10 protein-coding genes are annotated in these 16,901 nt (G+C 60.0%); 5 read left to right on the top strand and 5 right to left on the bottom strand.

Translation table 11 applies throughout. The features are described from left to right. The first annotated feature begins 23 nt into the window (after positions 1-23). Positions 24-971, top strand: a complete 948-nt coding sequence (locus tag ACLD1Y_RS21490; protein WP_429479818.1) for an alpha/beta hydrolase — start codon at positions 24-26, stop codon at positions 969-971. A 51-nt stretch (positions 972-1,022) separates the two neighbouring features. Here the strand turns inward: ACLD1Y_RS21490 and ACLD1Y_RS21495 are convergent, their stop codons facing one another. From ACLD1Y_RS21495 to pvdM, 5 genes are all read right to left on the bottom strand, one after another. Then, positions 1,023-3,440, bottom strand: a complete 2,418-nt coding sequence (locus tag ACLD1Y_RS21495; RefSeq protein WP_429479819.1) for a TonB-dependent siderophore receptor — start codon at positions 3,438-3,440, stop codon at positions 1,023-1,025. Between the two features lie 197 nt (positions 3,441-3,637). Further along, on the bottom strand, positions 3,638-5,290 hold the full coding sequence (locus ACLD1Y_RS21500) for a cyclic peptide export ABC transporter (RefSeq protein WP_429479820.1): 1,653 nt from the start codon (positions 5,288-5,290) through the stop codon (positions 3,638-3,640). A gap of 110 nt (positions 5,291-5,400) precedes the next feature. Continuing rightward, positions 5,401-6,273 (bottom strand): formylglycine-generating enzyme family protein, encoded by an 873-nt coding sequence (locus ACLD1Y_RS21505; protein ID WP_429479821.1) that lies wholly within the window; start codon positions 6,271-6,273, stop codon positions 5,401-5,403. 32 nt (positions 6,274-6,305) lie between these two features. Beyond that, on the bottom strand, positions 6,306-7,586 hold the full coding sequence (locus ACLD1Y_RS21510) for an aminotransferase class V-fold PLP-dependent enzyme (RefSeq protein ID WP_429479822.1): 1,281 nt from the start codon (positions 7,584-7,586) through the stop codon (positions 6,306-6,308). 19 nt (positions 7,587-7,605) lie between these two features. Continuing rightward, entirely contained in the window at positions 7,606-8,955 is a 1,350-nt protein-coding gene (gene pvdM, locus ACLD1Y_RS21515) for a pyoverdine-tailoring dipeptidase-like protein PvdM (RefSeq protein WP_429479823.1), read from the bottom strand. 142 nt (positions 8,956-9,097) lie between these two features. Between pvdM and ACLD1Y_RS21520 the strand changes: the two genes are divergently transcribed. The 4 genes from ACLD1Y_RS21520 (at position 9,098) to ACLD1Y_RS21535 (ending at position 16,855) form a co-directional block, all read left to right on the top strand. Further along, positions 9,098-10,726, top strand: a complete 1,629-nt coding sequence (locus tag ACLD1Y_RS21520) for a PvdJ/PvdD/PvdP-like protein (RefSeq protein WP_429479824.1) — start codon at positions 9,098-9,100, stop codon at positions 10,724-10,726. 233 nt (positions 10,727-10,959) lie between these two features. Then, on the top strand, positions 10,960-13,677 hold the full coding sequence (locus tag ACLD1Y_RS21525) for a type VI secretion system Vgr family protein (RefSeq protein WP_429479825.1): 2,718 nt from the start codon (positions 10,960-10,962) through the stop codon (positions 13,675-13,677). Beyond that, complete coding sequence (locus ACLD1Y_RS21530; RefSeq protein WP_429479826.1) at positions 13,674-15,575, top strand: phospholipase D-like domain-containing protein; 1,902 nt, start codon at positions 13,674-13,676, stop codon at positions 15,573-15,575. The genes ACLD1Y_RS21525 and ACLD1Y_RS21530 overlap by 4 nt, the downstream gene beginning before the upstream one ends. Then, positions 15,575-16,855 (top strand): SEL1-like repeat protein, encoded by a 1,281-nt coding sequence (locus tag ACLD1Y_RS21535; RefSeq protein ID WP_429479827.1) that lies wholly within the window; start codon positions 15,575-15,577, stop codon positions 16,853-16,855. The genes ACLD1Y_RS21530 and ACLD1Y_RS21535 overlap by 1 nt, the downstream gene beginning before the upstream one ends. The last annotated feature ends 46 nt before the right edge of the window (positions 16,856-16,901 follow it).

The following is a 16,901-nucleotide window of genomic DNA, read 5'->3' on the forward strand; positions in this document are numbered from 1 at the left end:
CGGCCGGGCATTGGAGTTTCCCTTTGAACCTCAATCCCGATATTGCGGCCTACCTTCAGCTGGTCAACGCGGCGCGTGAGAGCGGCAAGGTCCAGGCCATGCACCAAATGACCCCGCAACAGGCCCGCGACGCTTTCGATCAATCCTCGGCGTTGATGAGCCTGGGGGGGGATGAAGCGGTCCAGGTCGAGCACCTTAGCTTTACCGCCCGTGACGGCCATGCTTTGCAGGCGCGCGCGTATACCCCAGGCACACGGGTTGCCGGCACGCGTTCGGCGGCCGTGGTGTATTTCCATGGCGGTGGTTATGTCGTGGGCAGCCTAGACTCCCACGATGCCCTGTGCCGTGACTTGGCCCTCGATTGCGAACTGCCGGTGCTGGCCGTTGACTATCGGCTTGCGCCGCAATGGCGCTTTCCGACCGCCAGCCACGATGCCGAGGACGCCTGGGCCGCGGTGGTCGAGCAGGCCGACCGGTTGGGTTTCGACCCGCAGCGCCTGGTGGTGGCGGGGGACAGCGTCGGCGGTAGCCTGGCGGCCCAGGTCGGCACCACAGGCGTGTTACCGCGCCTGCGGGTGCTGATCTATCCGGTCACCGATGCCACCAGCCAGACCCCCTCATTGCAACGTTTCGCCACTGGGCACTTGCTGGAGACCGCGACCCTTGAGTGGTTCTACCAGCATTATGCGCCCGACCTCGCCCAGCGCCTGGACCCACGGCTGTCGCCACTGCTGGGGCCTGTAGCAACGCCGCAGGTGCCCGTGCAGTTGGTACTGGCCGATTGCGACCCGTTGTTCGACCAGGGCCTGGCGTACTTCAAACATTTGACCCAGGCGGGCGTGTCCGTGCAATTGCAGGTGTGCGAAGGCATGGTCCATGACTTCTTGCGCATGGATGCGATTGTCGATGACGCGAGTGATGTGCGCCTGGCAATTGCCGAAGCAGTCCGGCGGGCTGTAGCAGAGGTATAGGCAGGGAGGATGCAAAATCGCCGTGCCGGGCGGCACGGCGATGATCAGGCTTTAGAACTTGGCCCGCAGGGTTACGGTGAAGTTACGTGGGTCACCGTAGAAGTTGTTGTAGTTGTTGTACTGCACGGTCTGGTAGTACTTCTTGTCGAAGGCGTTGTTCAGGTTGTACTGCACTTCGTAGTTTTTGTTGAACTCGTAGACTGCATGGAAGTTGGTCAGCGCATAACCGGACTGTTCAACCCGGAAGGTGCCGGTCTCTTCGTACATGTGGGTCTGCGCTAGCAAGCTACCGCCGATGCGCACATTGTTGACGGGCGCCGGCAGGCGGTAGTCAGTGGAGAGCTTGAACAGGTGGCGTGGGATGTAGGTCGAGGCGGCGGTGCCTTTGGTGGTGCCACCGGCATACTTAGGTGAGCTGTAGGTATAGCCGGCCGAAATGTTCCAGTCCGGCAGCAGCTCACCGTAGGCTTCGACATCGATACCGCGGGTACGGATTTTCTGCGACGGCTTAAAGCAACTGAGCACGCCTTCGCTGCAAGGGCTGGTGGTCTCGGCAACACCGGTCAGGTCGGTTTGGAACAACGCAACCGAACCGCCGAGACGCTTGTCCAGGGTTTCGCCTTTCACACCGATCTCGTAGTTGCTGCCGGTGGCCGGGTCAAGTAGCGAGCCGTTGACGTCGACGTTGTTCTGCGGCTTGAAGATTTCGGTGTAGCTGGCGTAGGCCGAGAAGTTTTCGTTCAGGTCCTGGACGATACCGGCATACGGCACCACGTTGCCGTTCTTGGCGTACTCACCCTTGACGCCAACCAGATCGGTGGTGGTCTTGTACCAGCTGACGCGGGAGCCCAGGATGAGCTTGGTGGAGTCGGTCAGGCTCAGGCGGGTGGCCAGGTAGGCGCCTTCCTGTTCGGTGGTGTAGTTGTACTTCCACTGGCTGTAGTTGATGTTCGGTGCCGGCGGGTTGAAGCCGCTCAGGTCGTTGACGTTGAAGATGTAGCTGTAGCTGGCATCACGCCCGCCGTGATAGTCGAAGTCATCGTGGCGTGCGTTGATGCCGAAGATCAGGTCATGCTGGCGGCCCAGCATCTGGAATGGCCCGCTCAGGTAACCGTCGACGCTGGTCTGAGTATCGTTGTAGCGAAAGCCACGCGGGTTGAGGGTGAACGAGTCGGGGCTGCCGGCGACGGGCCAGGTGTAGTTGGCGAGGAAGTCGGACTTGGCCCAGATCTGGTTGGCGGACAGCACCAGTTTCCAGTCGTTGTCAAAGCGCTTCTGGTAGTCGGCGAACACGTTGGTGTTGGTCTTGTTCAGCTTGGCCCAGTCAGCCGTCAACGCAGTGGAGCGGGAGAACGGGTAGAAAGTGCCGTTGGTCTTGGTCGGCAGGCCACTCCAGTCGTAACCTGGGTTACGGTCTTTCTGGTAACTGAAACCCACGGTGACCATGGAGGTGTCATCCAGGTCGGCCTCAAGGATGCCGTAGACCAGGGTATTTTCCTTTTCTGCCTCATCGCGGTAGCTGTGCCCCTTGCTGTAGGCCACCACGGTACGTCCGCGAATAGTACCGGCATCGTTCAGGGCGGAGCTGGCGTCGACGGCGTTGCGGTACGTGTCCCAAGAGCCCACCGACGAGGTGATCTGCACTTGAGGCTCAACCGTTGGGCGCTTGCGCACCAGGTTGATTGCCGCCGAAGGGTTGCCTGCACCCTGCATCAGCCCGTTGGCGCCGCGCACGACTTCAATGCGGTCGTACAAGTCGGTATTGGGCTTGGAAATGGCATCGAGGGAGTAGGAGTTTGAGATGTTGGTCGGCACGCCGTCGATCTGCAACGTGTCGATCTGCTGGCCGCGAGCATAGTAGTTGGAGCGCTCCGAACCGTTTTTGGTCAACGTGACGCCGGTGGTGTTGGTCAGCACGTCATCCAGGTTCACCAGGTTTTCGTCTTCGATGCGCTGGCGTGTTACCACGGTGACCGACTGCGGGGTTTCACGAATCGACATTGGCAGCTTGGTGGCCGTGTTCGTGCTGCCCGTGGTGTACGAATGCGTCCCTTCGGTAGTCGCTGCCAAGCCGGCGCCGGTGATCGTAGTGGCGCCCAGTTGGACTGCGGCGCCAGCGGGTGCGATCAAGGTCACGGAATTGCCCTGGATGTCGAACGACAACCCGGTCCCGGCCAGCATCTGCGCCAGGGCCTTGGCCGGCTCCATGCTGCCATGGACCGCCTGGCTGCTCAGGCCCTTGGTCTGGTCCGGGCTGTACAACAGCTGGGTGTTGGCTTGGGTGCCGAAGCGTTGCAAGGCCGTACCCAGCGACTGTGCAGGGATATCGAAGTTGACTTGCTGGGCTTGGGCCATTGTCGGGAAGGAGACGCAGGCACCCAGCAGCAACGCGGTTGGGAGGCGGTGACGGCTCAGGCATTGCTTGACCAGCAATGTCGCGAGTGGGGTCATCTTGGGGAAGACGTGCATTAACAAGCGCTCTTTTGTGAAGGTTGTGTTGTTGGGATTGGTTCTTATTCTTTATAGAACGAACGAACACGTGAAAACCGGATAAATTCTTTGAGTTTTTTCAGGAAAACTAAGACGTTGGGCAGAAACGTCGGGTGTTTGCGCTGCCCGAAACGGCCGAGGGCCGGGTCAGTGACCCGGCCCTCGTGAGGTGCCTATCAGGCGGCGACGGTTTTTTCGCTGTGTACCCGACCGGCTTCCATGCGCACCAGTTGGTCAGCGACGTTGAAGTAACGATCGTCGTGGGAGATCACGATGATGGTCTTGCCCAGGCGCTTGAGGTCCGGCAGCAACTCGGTATAGAAGATGCGTCGGAACGTCGGGTCCTGGTCGGCAGCCCATTCATCGAACACCAGCACCGGGCGCTCTTCCAGCCAGGCGTTGACCAGTGCCAGGCGCTTGCGCTGGCCGGTGGACAGGTCCGTGGTGGTGAATTTGCCGTCTTGAACGCTGACCTTGTGCGCGATCTCCAGGCGTTGCAGGTATTTATTGGCATCTTCCGGGATGTGCTGGTCGCCTTGGACCACATCGTCGAACAGGTAATAGTCGGCGAAGATGGTGGTGAACAGTTGACGGTAATCGTCGCGGTTGACCGCATCCACCAGGTGCCCATTGAGGCGCACTTCACCCTGTTGCGGTGGGTACAGGCCCAGCAGCAATTTGATCAAGGTGGTCTTGCCGCAGCCGTTCTCGCCGACGATGAAGATGATCTCGCCTTCATTGATCGTCAGGTTCACCGGGCCCAGGCGGAAGGCGTCACTGCCGGCCGCCGGTGGGAACGCGAAGCTCACATCACGCAGTTCCAGATGATGTACGGGGCTGGCCTTGAAACCCTTGTCGGCGAGCAGCAGGTGGGGTTCAGGCGACGAGAATTGCTCGGACAGCTCGGCGATACGGCGAAACGCAATCTGTGCGCGGCTGACGATGGGCAGTGTGCCGATCAGGTGTTCCAGCGGGCCTTTCATGTACAGCAGCACCAGGACAAAGCCGCTCATCACGGTTTTATCACTGCTTGGCCAGAACGATTGCAGTGCCAGGGCCAGCCCGATCACCACGAAAAACAGCATGGAGCCAAACGTTTTGGCGACCACGAAGGTGTTGATCGACTTGATCTGGGTCTTGCAGATGAAGTCGGCAGTGGCCTTGATGCCCGAGTCAAACATGCGCTGGCGGCGTGGGCGATGGATACGCAGCTCCTTGGCACCTTCGGCAATGGCGTTGTAGTGCTTCTGCAACTCGTCTTCGGCGTCACGTGCGGCAAAGAAACCCTTTATGCCACGGCCTTGGGCCAGGTATTGGACGGCGGTGCCGATGATGATCGCGACCACCATCATCAGGAACATCGGCCACGACAGCATTGCCAGGTAGCCCAGGCAGCCCAGGGTCACGGTCAGGGAGATAGCCAGGGGGGCGAAGGCAAAAGCGAAATCGCTGATGGTGTCCACGTCGTGGGTCAGCACGGGGATCAGGCGATGGCTGCGATAGCGCTCGATTTGCTCCATCGGCGCGGAGAGCACTTTTTCACCCAGCTCTTTGCGCAGCTTGGCAATGATGTGCTGGCCGACATAATTGGTGCCGATGTCGGAACAGATCGAACTGAACAGCGCCAGCAGGCATAACCCGGCAAACAGCAGCACCACGCCTTGGGTCAGACCGTCCTCGGAGTGCAAGGCGCTGTTGATGGTCGCCAGCAGCACCGTCACGCTCAATCCACCGACCATTCCGAGCAGGATCGACAGGCTGACAATAAAACGGAAGGGTTTGAGCAGCACGAACAATTCGTGAAGGGCGCCGCGTGGAGGATGGTTCATGGGAGGACGGTTCCTTGGGTCGCAGAGGCAGATACCCTGTAGAACGTCTGGTCACGCGCTTAATTTAGACGGTCGCCGATTAACGGCGACCTCGGACCTGCGGGCTTCGCTCAGAGGTCACGCACGACGCGAAATCCAATCCAGTCGCCGCGTCCGTTCGGGTAGATATTGTTGCGGTTGCCCGAGCGTGAAAATACCGGCGCTTCGCCCCAGTCATTCCCCCGTATCTGGTACAGCTTGCAGCCGGGCTCGATCCAGGCGCTGCCATCGGTAGGCGCGCCGATGTAATTGGGGTGATAGCAGTCGGCTACCCGCTCATAGACATTCCCGTGCATGTCGTACATGCCGAACGCATTCGGCGGGTAGCTGCCCACGGGCGACGAATAGCTGTAGCCGTCCGCCGGCCCGTAGGTATTGGCATGTTTGGCGATGCTGTAGCCTTTGCCTTCGTCGAACGGGAAGGGGAACGGCCCGGTGGAGCCAGCGCGCGCGGCGTATTCGCGCTGGGCTTCGCTGACCATGTGGTACTGCTGGCCGGTCTTCTTCGACAGCCATGCCACGTAGGTCTTGATGTCATCCATGTCCATGCACACCGCCGGCTGGCGCGGGCTCTGAGGGTAGCGCGGCTTGCTGGCAATGCATTCACGGCCGGGGCGGGTGTCACCGTCGGCGATCTTTACGCCGGTCTGGCGGATATAGCTGTCCCACTCGCCGGCAGTGATATGGAAGCGGCTCATGGCGAAGGGGTTGGCGAACGTCACCTCGTGCATCGGGCCTTCATCCGGCTCGCGACCCACTTCATCTTCCGGAGTGCCCATGGTGAAGGTGCCTGCGGGCAATACCACCATTTCCGGGCAGTCCTTGCAGTCCTTGAACACTTTGCCGGCCTGTGGCGCAGCGGCCTGGGCCAAACCTGGCAGCAGCGCACCACACAGGGTGGTCAGCGCCACGGCGGCCAGGGGTTTGAGGCGGGATGGATTCATGGTGGCATCTCGTTCAAAGGAAAATATGAGCATTACAGGCGCTGGCTGAGCAGCGCCATGAAGCGCTGAATCTCGTCGTAGGAGTTGAGCAGCCCAGGGGCAGCACGGATTACCGGGCCGACATCGCGGTTCACTTCGTCGATGACCACGCGGTTTTTTATCATGTGTTCGACCACCGCAGCGCTGTTCTGGCCCTTGACCCGGAAAAAGGTAAAGCCCGCCGACAACTCGGGGCTGCGCGGAGTGACCAGTTCGATTTGCGTGTGGGCCAACAGTTGGCTTTTCAATTCACTGTTGAGTGCATGAATGCGCGTCTGCACCTCGGCCTTGCCCAGCTGCAAGTGCAGCTTGAAGGCTTCATCCGCCGCCCAGCGGTGTTCAAACGCGTGGTAGCCGCCGGGGGTCATGGTGGTGGCGAAGTTGGTGTCCTCGGAAAACGTCGGCACCATCGGTGTGACGTATTTGTTCTCGGCATCGCGGGCGCACACCAGGCCGGTACCGCGCGGACCGAACATCCATTTGTGAGTGCCGGCGATAAAGAAGTCGCAGTGCATGTCCGGGAAGTCGAGATTGTCCACGCCAAAACCATGCACCCCATCGACGACATAGAGGATGCGGTCCTTGTCATCGCGGTTGCGATTGCAGTCTTGCACCAGTTTGCCGATCTCGCCGATGGGCAGTTTCACGCCGCTGCCGGACTGTACCCAGGTCATGCCGAGGACGCGGGTGTTGGGCCGAATGCTGCGCTGGATGTTGCCGAGTATCTCGTCGCTCGACACGCTGTTGGCGTGCTGGAAGAGTTTGATTCGGCGCACTTGGGTGGCTTGCTTGCGTACACGAAAATCCAGGCTGTACTGGGTCGCGTAGTGCTCGTGCACGGTGGTGAGGATTTCCTGGTCAGGCCGCACCTGGATTCCACCGTAGATCATTGCCAGGCCTTCGGAGGTACTCCCGGTGAGGGCGATTTGCGCTGGCGTCGCGTTCAAGTAGCGGCCGGCCCATTCGCGCACCTGGCCCTCACGCTTCCAGGTTTCCTCCAGGTTCCAGTCCATCGCCAGCCCGGGGTTGCGATCGATCTGCTGGCGATAGCGCTCGATGGCGTCGCGGACCGGCTTGGGGTGCGACGTCACCAGGAAGTTGGAAAAATGTAGGTAGCTCGGGTCCTGGTCGAACAGTTGCTTGAGCCCCGCCCACGGGTCCTGTGTCGAGGACGTTGAGGATGCGGCCTGGGCCTGTGGCAAGAGGGCGGACCCCAGCGGCAGGCTCGCGGCGAAGACGCCGGCCTGCTTGAGAAATGTACGGCGGTCGGTCATGGACTTACTTCATTGGGGGTTAGCGGTTAGCCAATGGCTTGGCGGCTTTTTGTACCTGGTCCCACACCCGCAGGAAGTTACCTCCCCACAGCTTGGCGATATCGGCTTCGGAGTAGCCGCGCTGGATCAGTTCGGCCGTGACATTGCGGATATCGCCGACGTTCTCCCAGCCTTTGAGGCCGCCACCGTCGTTGAAGTCCGAGGCGATGCCGACGTGATCGATACCGATCTTGCGCACCGTATAGTCAATGGCGTCCCCCAGGTCCTTGAGCGTGGCCTTGGGTTCTTCTTCAAGGATGGCGTACAGCGCGCTGGCGTACTGGCCAAACTTCTGCTCGGGCCAGGCAGTGATGATCGCGTCGCCTGGCATCAATGCCATGGCCAAGTTAGGCAGGGGCGGCAGGTCAAAGCGTGCGCGCAGGGCGTTGAGCTTGGCCTGGGTCGGCAGGCTTAGTGGGCGTAGGTAGGCGGGGAACCCCACCACCTGGACCACGCCGCCGCTATTTTTGATCAGCTGCAGTTCCTTGTCGCTGAGGTTGCGTGGGATATCCACCGCTGCACGGGGGGCGGAATGGGAGGCCACCATCGGCGTACGGCTCAACTGCGCGACTTGTTCCAGGGCCTTGGTCGACATTTGCGACACATCAATGATCACACCCAGGTCATTGAGGCGCTGCACAGCTTGCTTGCCGATGTCGGACAGGCCGTCAAGGGCATCAGGGGTGTCGTTGAGGAAGGGCAGCGGCCGCGATGAGTCGGACCAACTGTTGTTGCCGACGTAGCTGAAACCGAACATGCGCATGCCGCGCGCCGTCCAAAGGTCCAGTTGGTTCAGGTCATTGCCCAGCGGGTAGGCGTTGAGCATGCTGATAAAAATCGCGAACTTGCCTTCGCCATGCAAGCGGCGGAAATCGTCCGGGGTATAGGCAATGTCCACTTTGTCAGGAAAGTCGCGCACCATGCCGGTGATGATCTTGAAGCGTGCTTCCTGTTCGTGGCGGGCCTCTTCGACAAACCCTTCGGTGGGCTTGTGCGGCGCATTCGGCCCGTTCCAGATCTCCGGCCAGCCAAAGATCGTCAAGGCTGCGCCCGACAGGCGCCCACGGTTGGCTTTGGCCAGGTCGAACTGGCCGCTGCCATCCTTGTCCGCTTCATTATGGGCGGTGCCGAACGTCAGTGGCACGGTGATGTGGCTGTCGAACGACAGCAGGCGATCCTGCATTTCATTGGCCTGCTTGATCACCTCCAGCGAATAGCCGGCATTCCCCCTGAACCAGTGATCCCAGACCAGGAAACCGGCCCCGGCGCCGATAGCCAATGCCAGCGGCAGCCCGATGTACAGCGCCTTTTTCGAACGTGTTTTTGTCATTGCCATCTCAGTCAGTTGAGGCCTTTGCTATCTGGGAAGAACGAGCGATGACCGGGGAAATTTAGGTGTTGGGCGCGAGGCGGTAAATTTCACCGGCCTGCAAACGTTCTAGCTCTGATTAAGCCGTTTCCTAAGGTAAACAATGACGATCTCTCGACGTGGGTTCATCGCAGGCCTGGCGCTGACCGGTGCAGCCGTGCCGGCGGCCTATTACGCCCATCGCGAGCTGACGCGAGAAGAATTCCCCATTACCCCCGGCGAAGCCACGGTGGACCTGGCCGACACGGCGGGCCAGCACCTGGCCAATACCTTGCGTGGGGTTTGGAGCTTGCGGATGGAGGGGCGCGATGCCGGGCTCAAGGGCTTGCCGATGCAAGGCCTGGAGCTGCTGCTCGATATCGCCCCCCGTGGACGCGGGCTGCGTGGCTACCTCGACACCGCCGACAACCTGCGTGCCGACGGCGAGCCCCGCTACCGCGTACTCGGTGATTTGCTGACAGGCGAGGGCGCCTTGCTCTATTGGCGGCTGATCGACCGCGACTCGGCCGACGGCGCGCCCGCCTATGAATTCAAAATGACCCTCGACGAGGTATGGGGTGCCTTCGGCAACGCTGGCAGCGGCACCCTCAGCGGGCAGATCCTGAATCTCGACCGCCCGCTGGCGCTGACCGAGCGCGACAACCGTTTTGTCGCCCACAAACAACTGTTTCCCGAAGCCCGCGAGCGCATTGGTCTCAATGCGACCTTGCTGGCCTGGCTGATCGCCCCGGAACATCGGTTGTTCCATCAACTGTGGCACGCCACTCGCGACCAGTGGCACAAGCTGTCTGAAGACAAGCGCGACGCTCTGCGCGGTATCGGCTGGCAACCCGGCCCGCGCGGCCAGGAACGCGACGCCAGAGGCAAACGCAAGGACCGCAACGGTTCGGGTATCGACTTCTTCTTTATGCACCGGCATATGCTCGGCGCTGCGCGCTCCATGCAGCACTTGCCATCATGGCCGCAGTTCCCGGAGCCCCAGCCGGCGCTGGAGCGTGACCGCCTGGGCTTTGTGCGCTACTTCGACAACCATGATGGTTTTGCGCTGCCGCCCACTTGGTCGGCGCCGCGCGACAGCGCTTACACCCAGTGGGTCAGTGACATCAAGTCAGAAGAGACGTACCACAGCAATTTCCAGGTATGGGAGTCCCAATACCGCGACCCGCGCTATCTGGCCAAGATGACCTTGGGTCAGTTGGGCTCCGAGATGGAATTGGGCTTGCACGATTGGCTGCACATGCGTTGGGCCTCTGTGCCGCGTGACCCTTCCAACGGGGCGCCGGTGCCGTTCGCACGTGACCCGGCGGATTTTTCGGCGCGTTGGTATGCGCCAGAAAATGACTTTCTCGGCGACCCGTTTTCGTCTCACGTAAACCCGGTGTTCTGGCACTTCCATGGCTGGATCGACGACCGGGTCGAAGACTGGTTTCGCGCCCACGAACGTTTCAACCCCGGGGAGGTGAGCCGGCTGGAAGTCAATGGCGTGGCCTGGTTTGCCCCAGGACGCTGGGTAGAAGTAGACGACCCCTGGCTGGGGCCGGATACCCACGGCTGCAGCACCACGCCGGGTTTGCAGATGGGCAAGTCGATGGAAATGGACCCGGAAACCATGAAGCTGGCGCTGCGCATTACCTTTGGTGCGGACGACGATGTATTGAAGGGCCTGTTCAAACGCGTGCCGGAGCGGCCTTGGTATGCGCGGCATTTGAAGGTTAAGCCACGTGACACGTGACACCTCCGGTATTGCGTTGGCTCTGCGCGAGCAAGATGTGGGAGGTGCTTACCTCCGATTAGGCCTTTGGTTACGCAGGCGCTTGGCTGATTTCACATCTCTCCAATCCACTGCTATGGCTGGACGACAAAAGCACGATCAGGAAGTGCCTGTCTCGTAAAGTCGAATTTTCCGACATTATTCAGGGATAACAAATCTTTACGCTCTGGACTCTTGCGTCCAGGAGTAAAGGAATGGATACCAGCCCACCACCGAGTGCTTTTTTCGACCACAGCCGCCACACCCTGCGAGTGCGCAACCTCAACGCTCAGCTCGACGTTCTGTCCTTCGAAGGCCACGAACAGCTGAGCCTACCGTTCAACTACTGCGTGAAATTCACCAGCACCGAACGTGACCTGGCCGCCGACTCACTGCTGGGGCAAGACGCCCATTTCAGCCTGCACGCGCCGCCGCAAAAGTTACCCCTGCTGAGCCTGAACCCACCACCGATCAAACCGCTACGCACCCTGCACGGCGTGATCAACGGCTTCAAGCGCCTGTCCGGTTCCAACGACCAGGCCACGTACGAAATCACCCTGCAACCGCGCCTGGCCCTGTTGGATCGCGGCCACCAGTTCCGTATCTACCAGCACCAATCCGTGCCACAGATCGTCGAAAACGTCCTGCGCAACCGCCACGGTTTTGAAGGCCAGGACTTTCTGTTCAGGCTGGTGCGCGACTACCCCCAACGCGAACAAGTCATGCAATACGGCGAAAGCGACCTGCACTTCATTGCCCGCCTATTGGCCGAAGTCGGCATCTGGTACCGCTTCACCAGCGACGAGCGCCTGGGGATTGATGTGGTCGAGTTCTGCGACGATCAGCGCCACTACCAGTTCGACGTCAAACTGCCCTACCGCCCGCAATCCGGCCTCGGCAGCACGGGCCAAGACGCGGTGTGGCAACTGCAATCGCAGCACAAGGTGGTCGAACAACAGGTGTACTTTCGCGCCTACCACCACCGCGATGCCCGCGCGCGCCTGAGCGGCGAAGTCGATCAAACCCGAGGCGCCACCACCACCTACGGCGAGGCCTACCACTACGCCGAACCCTACACCGTGCTCGGTGACCGGCTCGACCAGGACGAAGACCTGCAAAGCGAAAGCGGCTACTTCTACGCCCGCCTGCGCCACGAACGCTACCTCAACCCCCAGACCCAACTGCGCGGCACCAGCAGCAGCGCCGTGCTCGCGCCGGGGCAGGTGCTCAAGATCACCGGCGGCGCCCCCCAGGCCTTCACCCCCGGCGCGGTCATCACCGGCCTGACCCTGACGGCCGCCCGCGACCAAAGCCTGGAAACCACCTTCGACGCCATTCCCTATTGCGAAACCGTGTGCTTTCGCCCGGCGCTGGAACAAAAGCCCAATATCGCCGGCACCGTTCCGGCCCGCGTCACCAGCCCCCAGGCCAACGACCTCTACGGCCACATCGACCTCGAAGGCCGCTACAAGGTCAACTTCCTGTTCGACCGCGACACCTGGCGAGCCGGCGCGGAAAGCGCCTGGCTGCGCCTGGCCCGCCCCTACGCTGGCGACACCCACGGCCTGCACCTGCCCTTGATTCCGGGCACCGAAGTGGCAGTGGCGTTTGAACAAGGCGATCCAGACCGGCCGTACATTGCCCATGCGTTGCATGACAGCGAACACGTCGATCATGTGACCCTGCGCAACTACAAACGCAACGTGCTGCGTACGCCCGCCAACAACAAACTGCGCATGGATGACACGCGGGGGCAGGAGCACATCAAAGTCAGCACCGAGCACAGTGGCAAGAGCCAGCTGAATTTGGGGCATTTGGTGGACAACCAGCGTCAGCCCCGTGGCCAGGGCGCTGAGCTGCGCACCGATGGGCATGCGGCTATTCGGGCGGGCAGCGGCATTTTCATCAGCGCGGATGCCCAGCCAAAAGCCCAGGGGCCGATGCTTGAAATGAGTGCCGCGGTGGGGCGGTTGCAGCAGGCCGGTGAGCAGTTGGAAACCTTGTCGGCCGATGCCCAGGCCGCCCATGCAGACCCGGCCGATGTGCAGGCACAGCTGAGCATGCTCAAACAGGATCTGGAGCAGCTCAAATCCTCTGTGTTGATGCTTAGCGCGCCCGATGGCGTGGCCATGACCAGCGGCCAGCACCTGCAACTGGCCGCCCAAAAAAACCTGATGATCAACGCCGGTGCCCAGGCGGATATCAGCGTGGTCAAGCGCCTGTTCATCGGCGTGGGGCAGGGGGTAAGCCTGTTTGTGCGCAAGCTGGGCATCAAGCTGATCGCCAATCAGGGCGCAGTGAGTATCCAGGCACAGAACGACACACTGGAACTGATCGCACGTCATGGGTTGAGCATTACGAGCACTGAAGACGAGATCCATATCACGGCGAAGAAGAAAATCACCCTCAATGGCGGTGGCAGTTACATCACTCTGGATCAGAGCCGCATCGAATCCGGAACCCTCGGCGACCACTACATCAAGGCCGCGTATTTCGAGTTCCAAGGGCCTGCGAGCATGCTGGCCACTCACCCGCAATACCCTCAAAGCCTGACTAAACAGTCGCTGCGGTTAACCCTGCCAGTGATCCCCAATGCCTCCAGCCACGGCTGGGCAGGCATGCCGTACACGCTCTATGCCGACGGCGCAGTGCTCACGCAAGGCGTACTGGATAAAACCGGGCAGTTGACCATTGATCATCAGGTGGTGACCCGGCAGTACAGGTTGGAGATGGTCAACGGAGTCAGCTTCCAGCTACCGGTGCCCACCGATTATCGCAATGCCGAGCAAGCGACCCTGGCTAATGGCGGTTTGCACAACCATCACTGGCAAGCTGCGAGCGGCGTGAGCCAACCAACTTCCCACACAGACTATCGCGGCTTGTACGCCACAGTGATCAGCCCAGCCAGTGACCAAGAAGGTGGCCTCTCATGAATCGACGCCCCATCGTCGTACCCGTTGCCCTGCAACACACCCAATCAGCAACGTGCACCCCACCGTGGTACGTGCAGGACACCGAATACCCGCCTGCACTCGCCACCTACCAGCCTCTGATCAACGGCGAAGAAACCTTCAAGGCCGTGCACCTGGCCATCGCCAACGCCAGAAAAACCATCGACATCATCTGCTGGGGCTTTCAGCCATCGATGTATTTCATCCGCGACGGCAAGCATCCCTGCATTGGCGAGCTGTTGGTGGCTAAGGCAAAGGAAGGTGTCGAAGTTCGGATACTGGGTTGGGAAATGCCCTTCAACAGCGCTGGAAAAGCGGGTGAAGCCAATTTGCCTGGAAAAGGTCCGCTGCGTATGGGCGACCGGGCGCTGCAAAGCGCGACCCAGGATCAGTACGCTTATGACCGCTTCTGGTTTGCCAACCATGCGGTTGCTGACTACATGGCAGCGGGGCTGCGCGAGGCACGTAAAATTCCGATATTTGTCAGTCGTGGCTTCAGCCTGTATGAGCGAACCGAAATTGCCTATCAGGCCAAATATAAAAGCCTCGACCGACGCTTGAGTGACGCCACGCTGGCGACGCTGAGCGCAACCGCCACGCACCATCAGAAGACAGTACTGGTCGACTACGAAGACGCGGACAGTGCCATCGGTTTTGTCATGGGTCACAACATGCTCGATGAATACTGGGACAAGGATAGCCACTCAGCATTGAATCGGAGCGAGGGCAGGAAACCTGCACCTAATCTTGGCGCGCGCGGCGACACACCGCGCCAGGATATTTCCAGTCAGGTCAGCGGACCGATCCTGGAGCATTTGCACCACAACTTTGCCACTGCCTGGTGCAAGGAAACGGGAGAAGACTTGCTCGCGTCGCGTCAGTCAATGCAGGTTGGCCCAACCCTCAAATGCACCCCTGGCGCGACTCGCCAAATTGCTCAACTGCTGCGCACCCAGGCGCAAGAGGGCAAGCGGGACATCGAAAGGCTGTACCTCAATGCAGTCAACAACGCGACCCAGTTCATCTACATCGAGAACCAATACTTTCGCTGGCCACCGTTGGCCGAAGCGATCAACAAGGCGGCTGCCGATCAGACGCGGGGCGGGCGCGATCCTGGCCTGCACGGCAACTTGCATTTATTTGTGATCACCAACGCCACAAACGATGGCATGGGCGCCGGTACGGTGAACACCCAGCGCATGCTCGAAAGTCTCGGGCGCGGCGACACCATTCCTGAAATCACCAAGTTGCAGCGTATTCAGCAGGCCACAGCCCAAACGAATGCCCAGACCCAAAGCGTCGCGGAGCTTATTGAACGACAGGCGTTGATTGCCCTCACCCTGCTGACCGACACACTGGGCGGTGGAGAGCTAAGCGACAAGGCCCGCGAGGCGCAACGCGACACCAGGTGGATGAACGAGCGGGAGCAGGCCGAACTCGGCCAGCAGATCAAGGCAATCGAAACGAGCACCGTGCGCCCGCAGCTACGCCCTGGCCTGAAAGTGCATGTGTGCTCGCTGGTAGCGAAGGACTCTCCCGCCGGCAAGCCGTGGATGCCGGTGTATATCCACTCCAAGCTGATGATTGTCGACGACGCGTTTACCACCCATGGCTCGGCCAATATCAATACCCGCAGCATGCAGGTGGATAGCGAACTGAATATTGCCCATGAGTGGATGAGTGTGACGCAGGGGTTGCGCCGCAGGTTGTGGGATCTGCATACAGAGGGGAGGGGGGGGCAGGATGATCCGGTGGAGGCGTTTGAGGCTTGGCAGGACATCATCGAAACAAATAGAAAACGCCAGGAAAATCAAGAGCCTTCTTATTCCGGCCTCGTCGAGTTCTATTACGGAGAAAACGTATTGAAGGATCTTGACTGATGCGCTGGACCATCTTGCTATCAAGTCTACTGTGCGTCTGCGTCACTGGCAGCGCAGTTGGTTTTCAGACTAAGGAGAACGCTTTGAACCCACTAACCAAAATCAAAGCCAAACTGGCGTTTAGCTGTACGCATGAAGACATACCTAAACCGTCTACGGACCTTGATGAGCTGTTTCAATACGCCCGCTGGTTACAGAAGAACAACCTGCTCAAACAGGACAAAACCATTGATCTAGAGATTGAGCGGCTATATCGAATTGCTGCTGAAAATGGCCATTACAAGGCCAATATCAACTTGCAGAATGGCACCATGCGTGGACAGTTCAGTCTCCGTGGTGAGGAGCATTTGCGGTTCAGCCAGCTACTGATAGACGCGGGCATAGCAACCGGCTATTACTTCATCGGAATTTTTTTGAAGAACGGCTCTGCCGGGCTAAAGCAGGATCGGGAAATGAGCCTGCGTTACTTTCGTAAAGCCGCTGATCTGGGTAACGCTCCCGCTCAAGCTTATGTCGCAGATATCTTAGCGCCTCGTGACATTGCACCTCTAGTTGCACGGCAAATGCGTTCATGTGCCGCCGAACAAGGACATGGCAAAGCTGCCGTTATTTTGTCGATATATCTTCAGGACGAAGAGAAATACGGCGAGGCAATGGAAGTATTGCAGATGGGAGTTATGGCAGGTGATGAAAACGCCGCCGGTCGATTGGGAAAGGCGTTTCGTGGGCCACTTCCCAGTAATGAACTTTATTACCTTGGTCAGCAGGAAGATCGTGAGCGCGCTGATCGCTATGAAAAAATTTGGCGGACCCTAGCCAACTACTCCTACGCCGATCCCAAAGTCCCCGAAATCAACGAAATCCTCCCCCTGCCACCCGCCAAACTGCCCGCCTGGGACGGCAAGCTGCAATGGCTGGAAGCGCGCCTGGCCAACGTACCGCCTGAAAAGCCCATCGAAGAGCTGATCCACCAACTGGCCAAGGCCAAGCACCTTGAGCCTGCGACCGGCAGACCCACACCTGACTCGCCCGCGTTCATCAAAGTCGGTTTTCCCGCGCCGACCTGCTCCAGCGGGCAACCCTGCCCGCAGACAGGCTACTGGAGGGCCGTACGCTTGCATCGCGCACCCGACTTGACGATAGAAAATGCAGTTATCCGCCGTTTCGAGGAGAAGGAGATCATGCCCACCCTGATGATTGAGCATCACAAACCGCGCTTTTTGCGCCCCGACAGAATTACGGTCAATGAGGAAAGCATCGAGTGGCGGCTGCTGGGATGAATCGCATACAGACCATCGCGCCTTTGTGACCAAAAGTGAGGCCTCT

It is taken from the genome of Pseudomonas sp. 18175, assembly GCF_050432925.1.
Classification (GTDB): Bacteria; Pseudomonadota; Gammaproteobacteria; order Pseudomonadales; family Pseudomonadaceae; genus Aquipseudomonas.

Coding starts and splice junctions, on each gene's coding strand:
- ACLD1Y_RS21495 (WP_429479819.1), bottom strand. CDS start 3,440: ATGCACGTCTTCCCCAAGATGACCCCACTCGCGACATTGCTGGTCAAG.
- ACLD1Y_RS21500 (WP_429479820.1), bottom strand. CDS start 5,290: ATGAACCATCCTCCACGCGGCGCCCTTCACGAATTGTTCGTGCTGCTC.
- ACLD1Y_RS21505 (WP_429479821.1), bottom strand. CDS start 6,273: ATGAATCCATCCCGCCTCAAACCCCTGGCCGCCGTGGCGCTGACCACC.
- ACLD1Y_RS21510 (WP_429479822.1), bottom strand. CDS start 7,586: ATGACCGACCGCCGTACATTTCTCAAGCAGGCCGGCGTCTTCGCCGCG.
- pvdM (WP_429479823.1), bottom strand. CDS start 8,955: ATGACAAAAACACGTTCGAAAAAGGCGCTGTACATCGGGCTGCCGCTG.
- ACLD1Y_RS21520 (WP_429479824.1), top strand. CDS start 9,098: ATGACGATCTCTCGACGTGGGTTCATCGCAGGCCTGGCGCTGACCGGT.
- ACLD1Y_RS21525 (WP_429479825.1), top strand. CDS start 10,960: ATGGATACCAGCCCACCACCGAGTGCTTTTTTCGACCACAGCCGCCAC.
- ACLD1Y_RS21530 (WP_429479826.1), top strand. CDS start 13,674: ATGAATCGACGCCCCATCGTCGTACCCGTTGCCCTGCAACACACCCAA.
- ACLD1Y_RS21535 (WP_429479827.1), top strand. CDS start 15,575: ATGCGCTGGACCATCTTGCTATCAAGTCTACTGTGCGTCTGCGTCACT.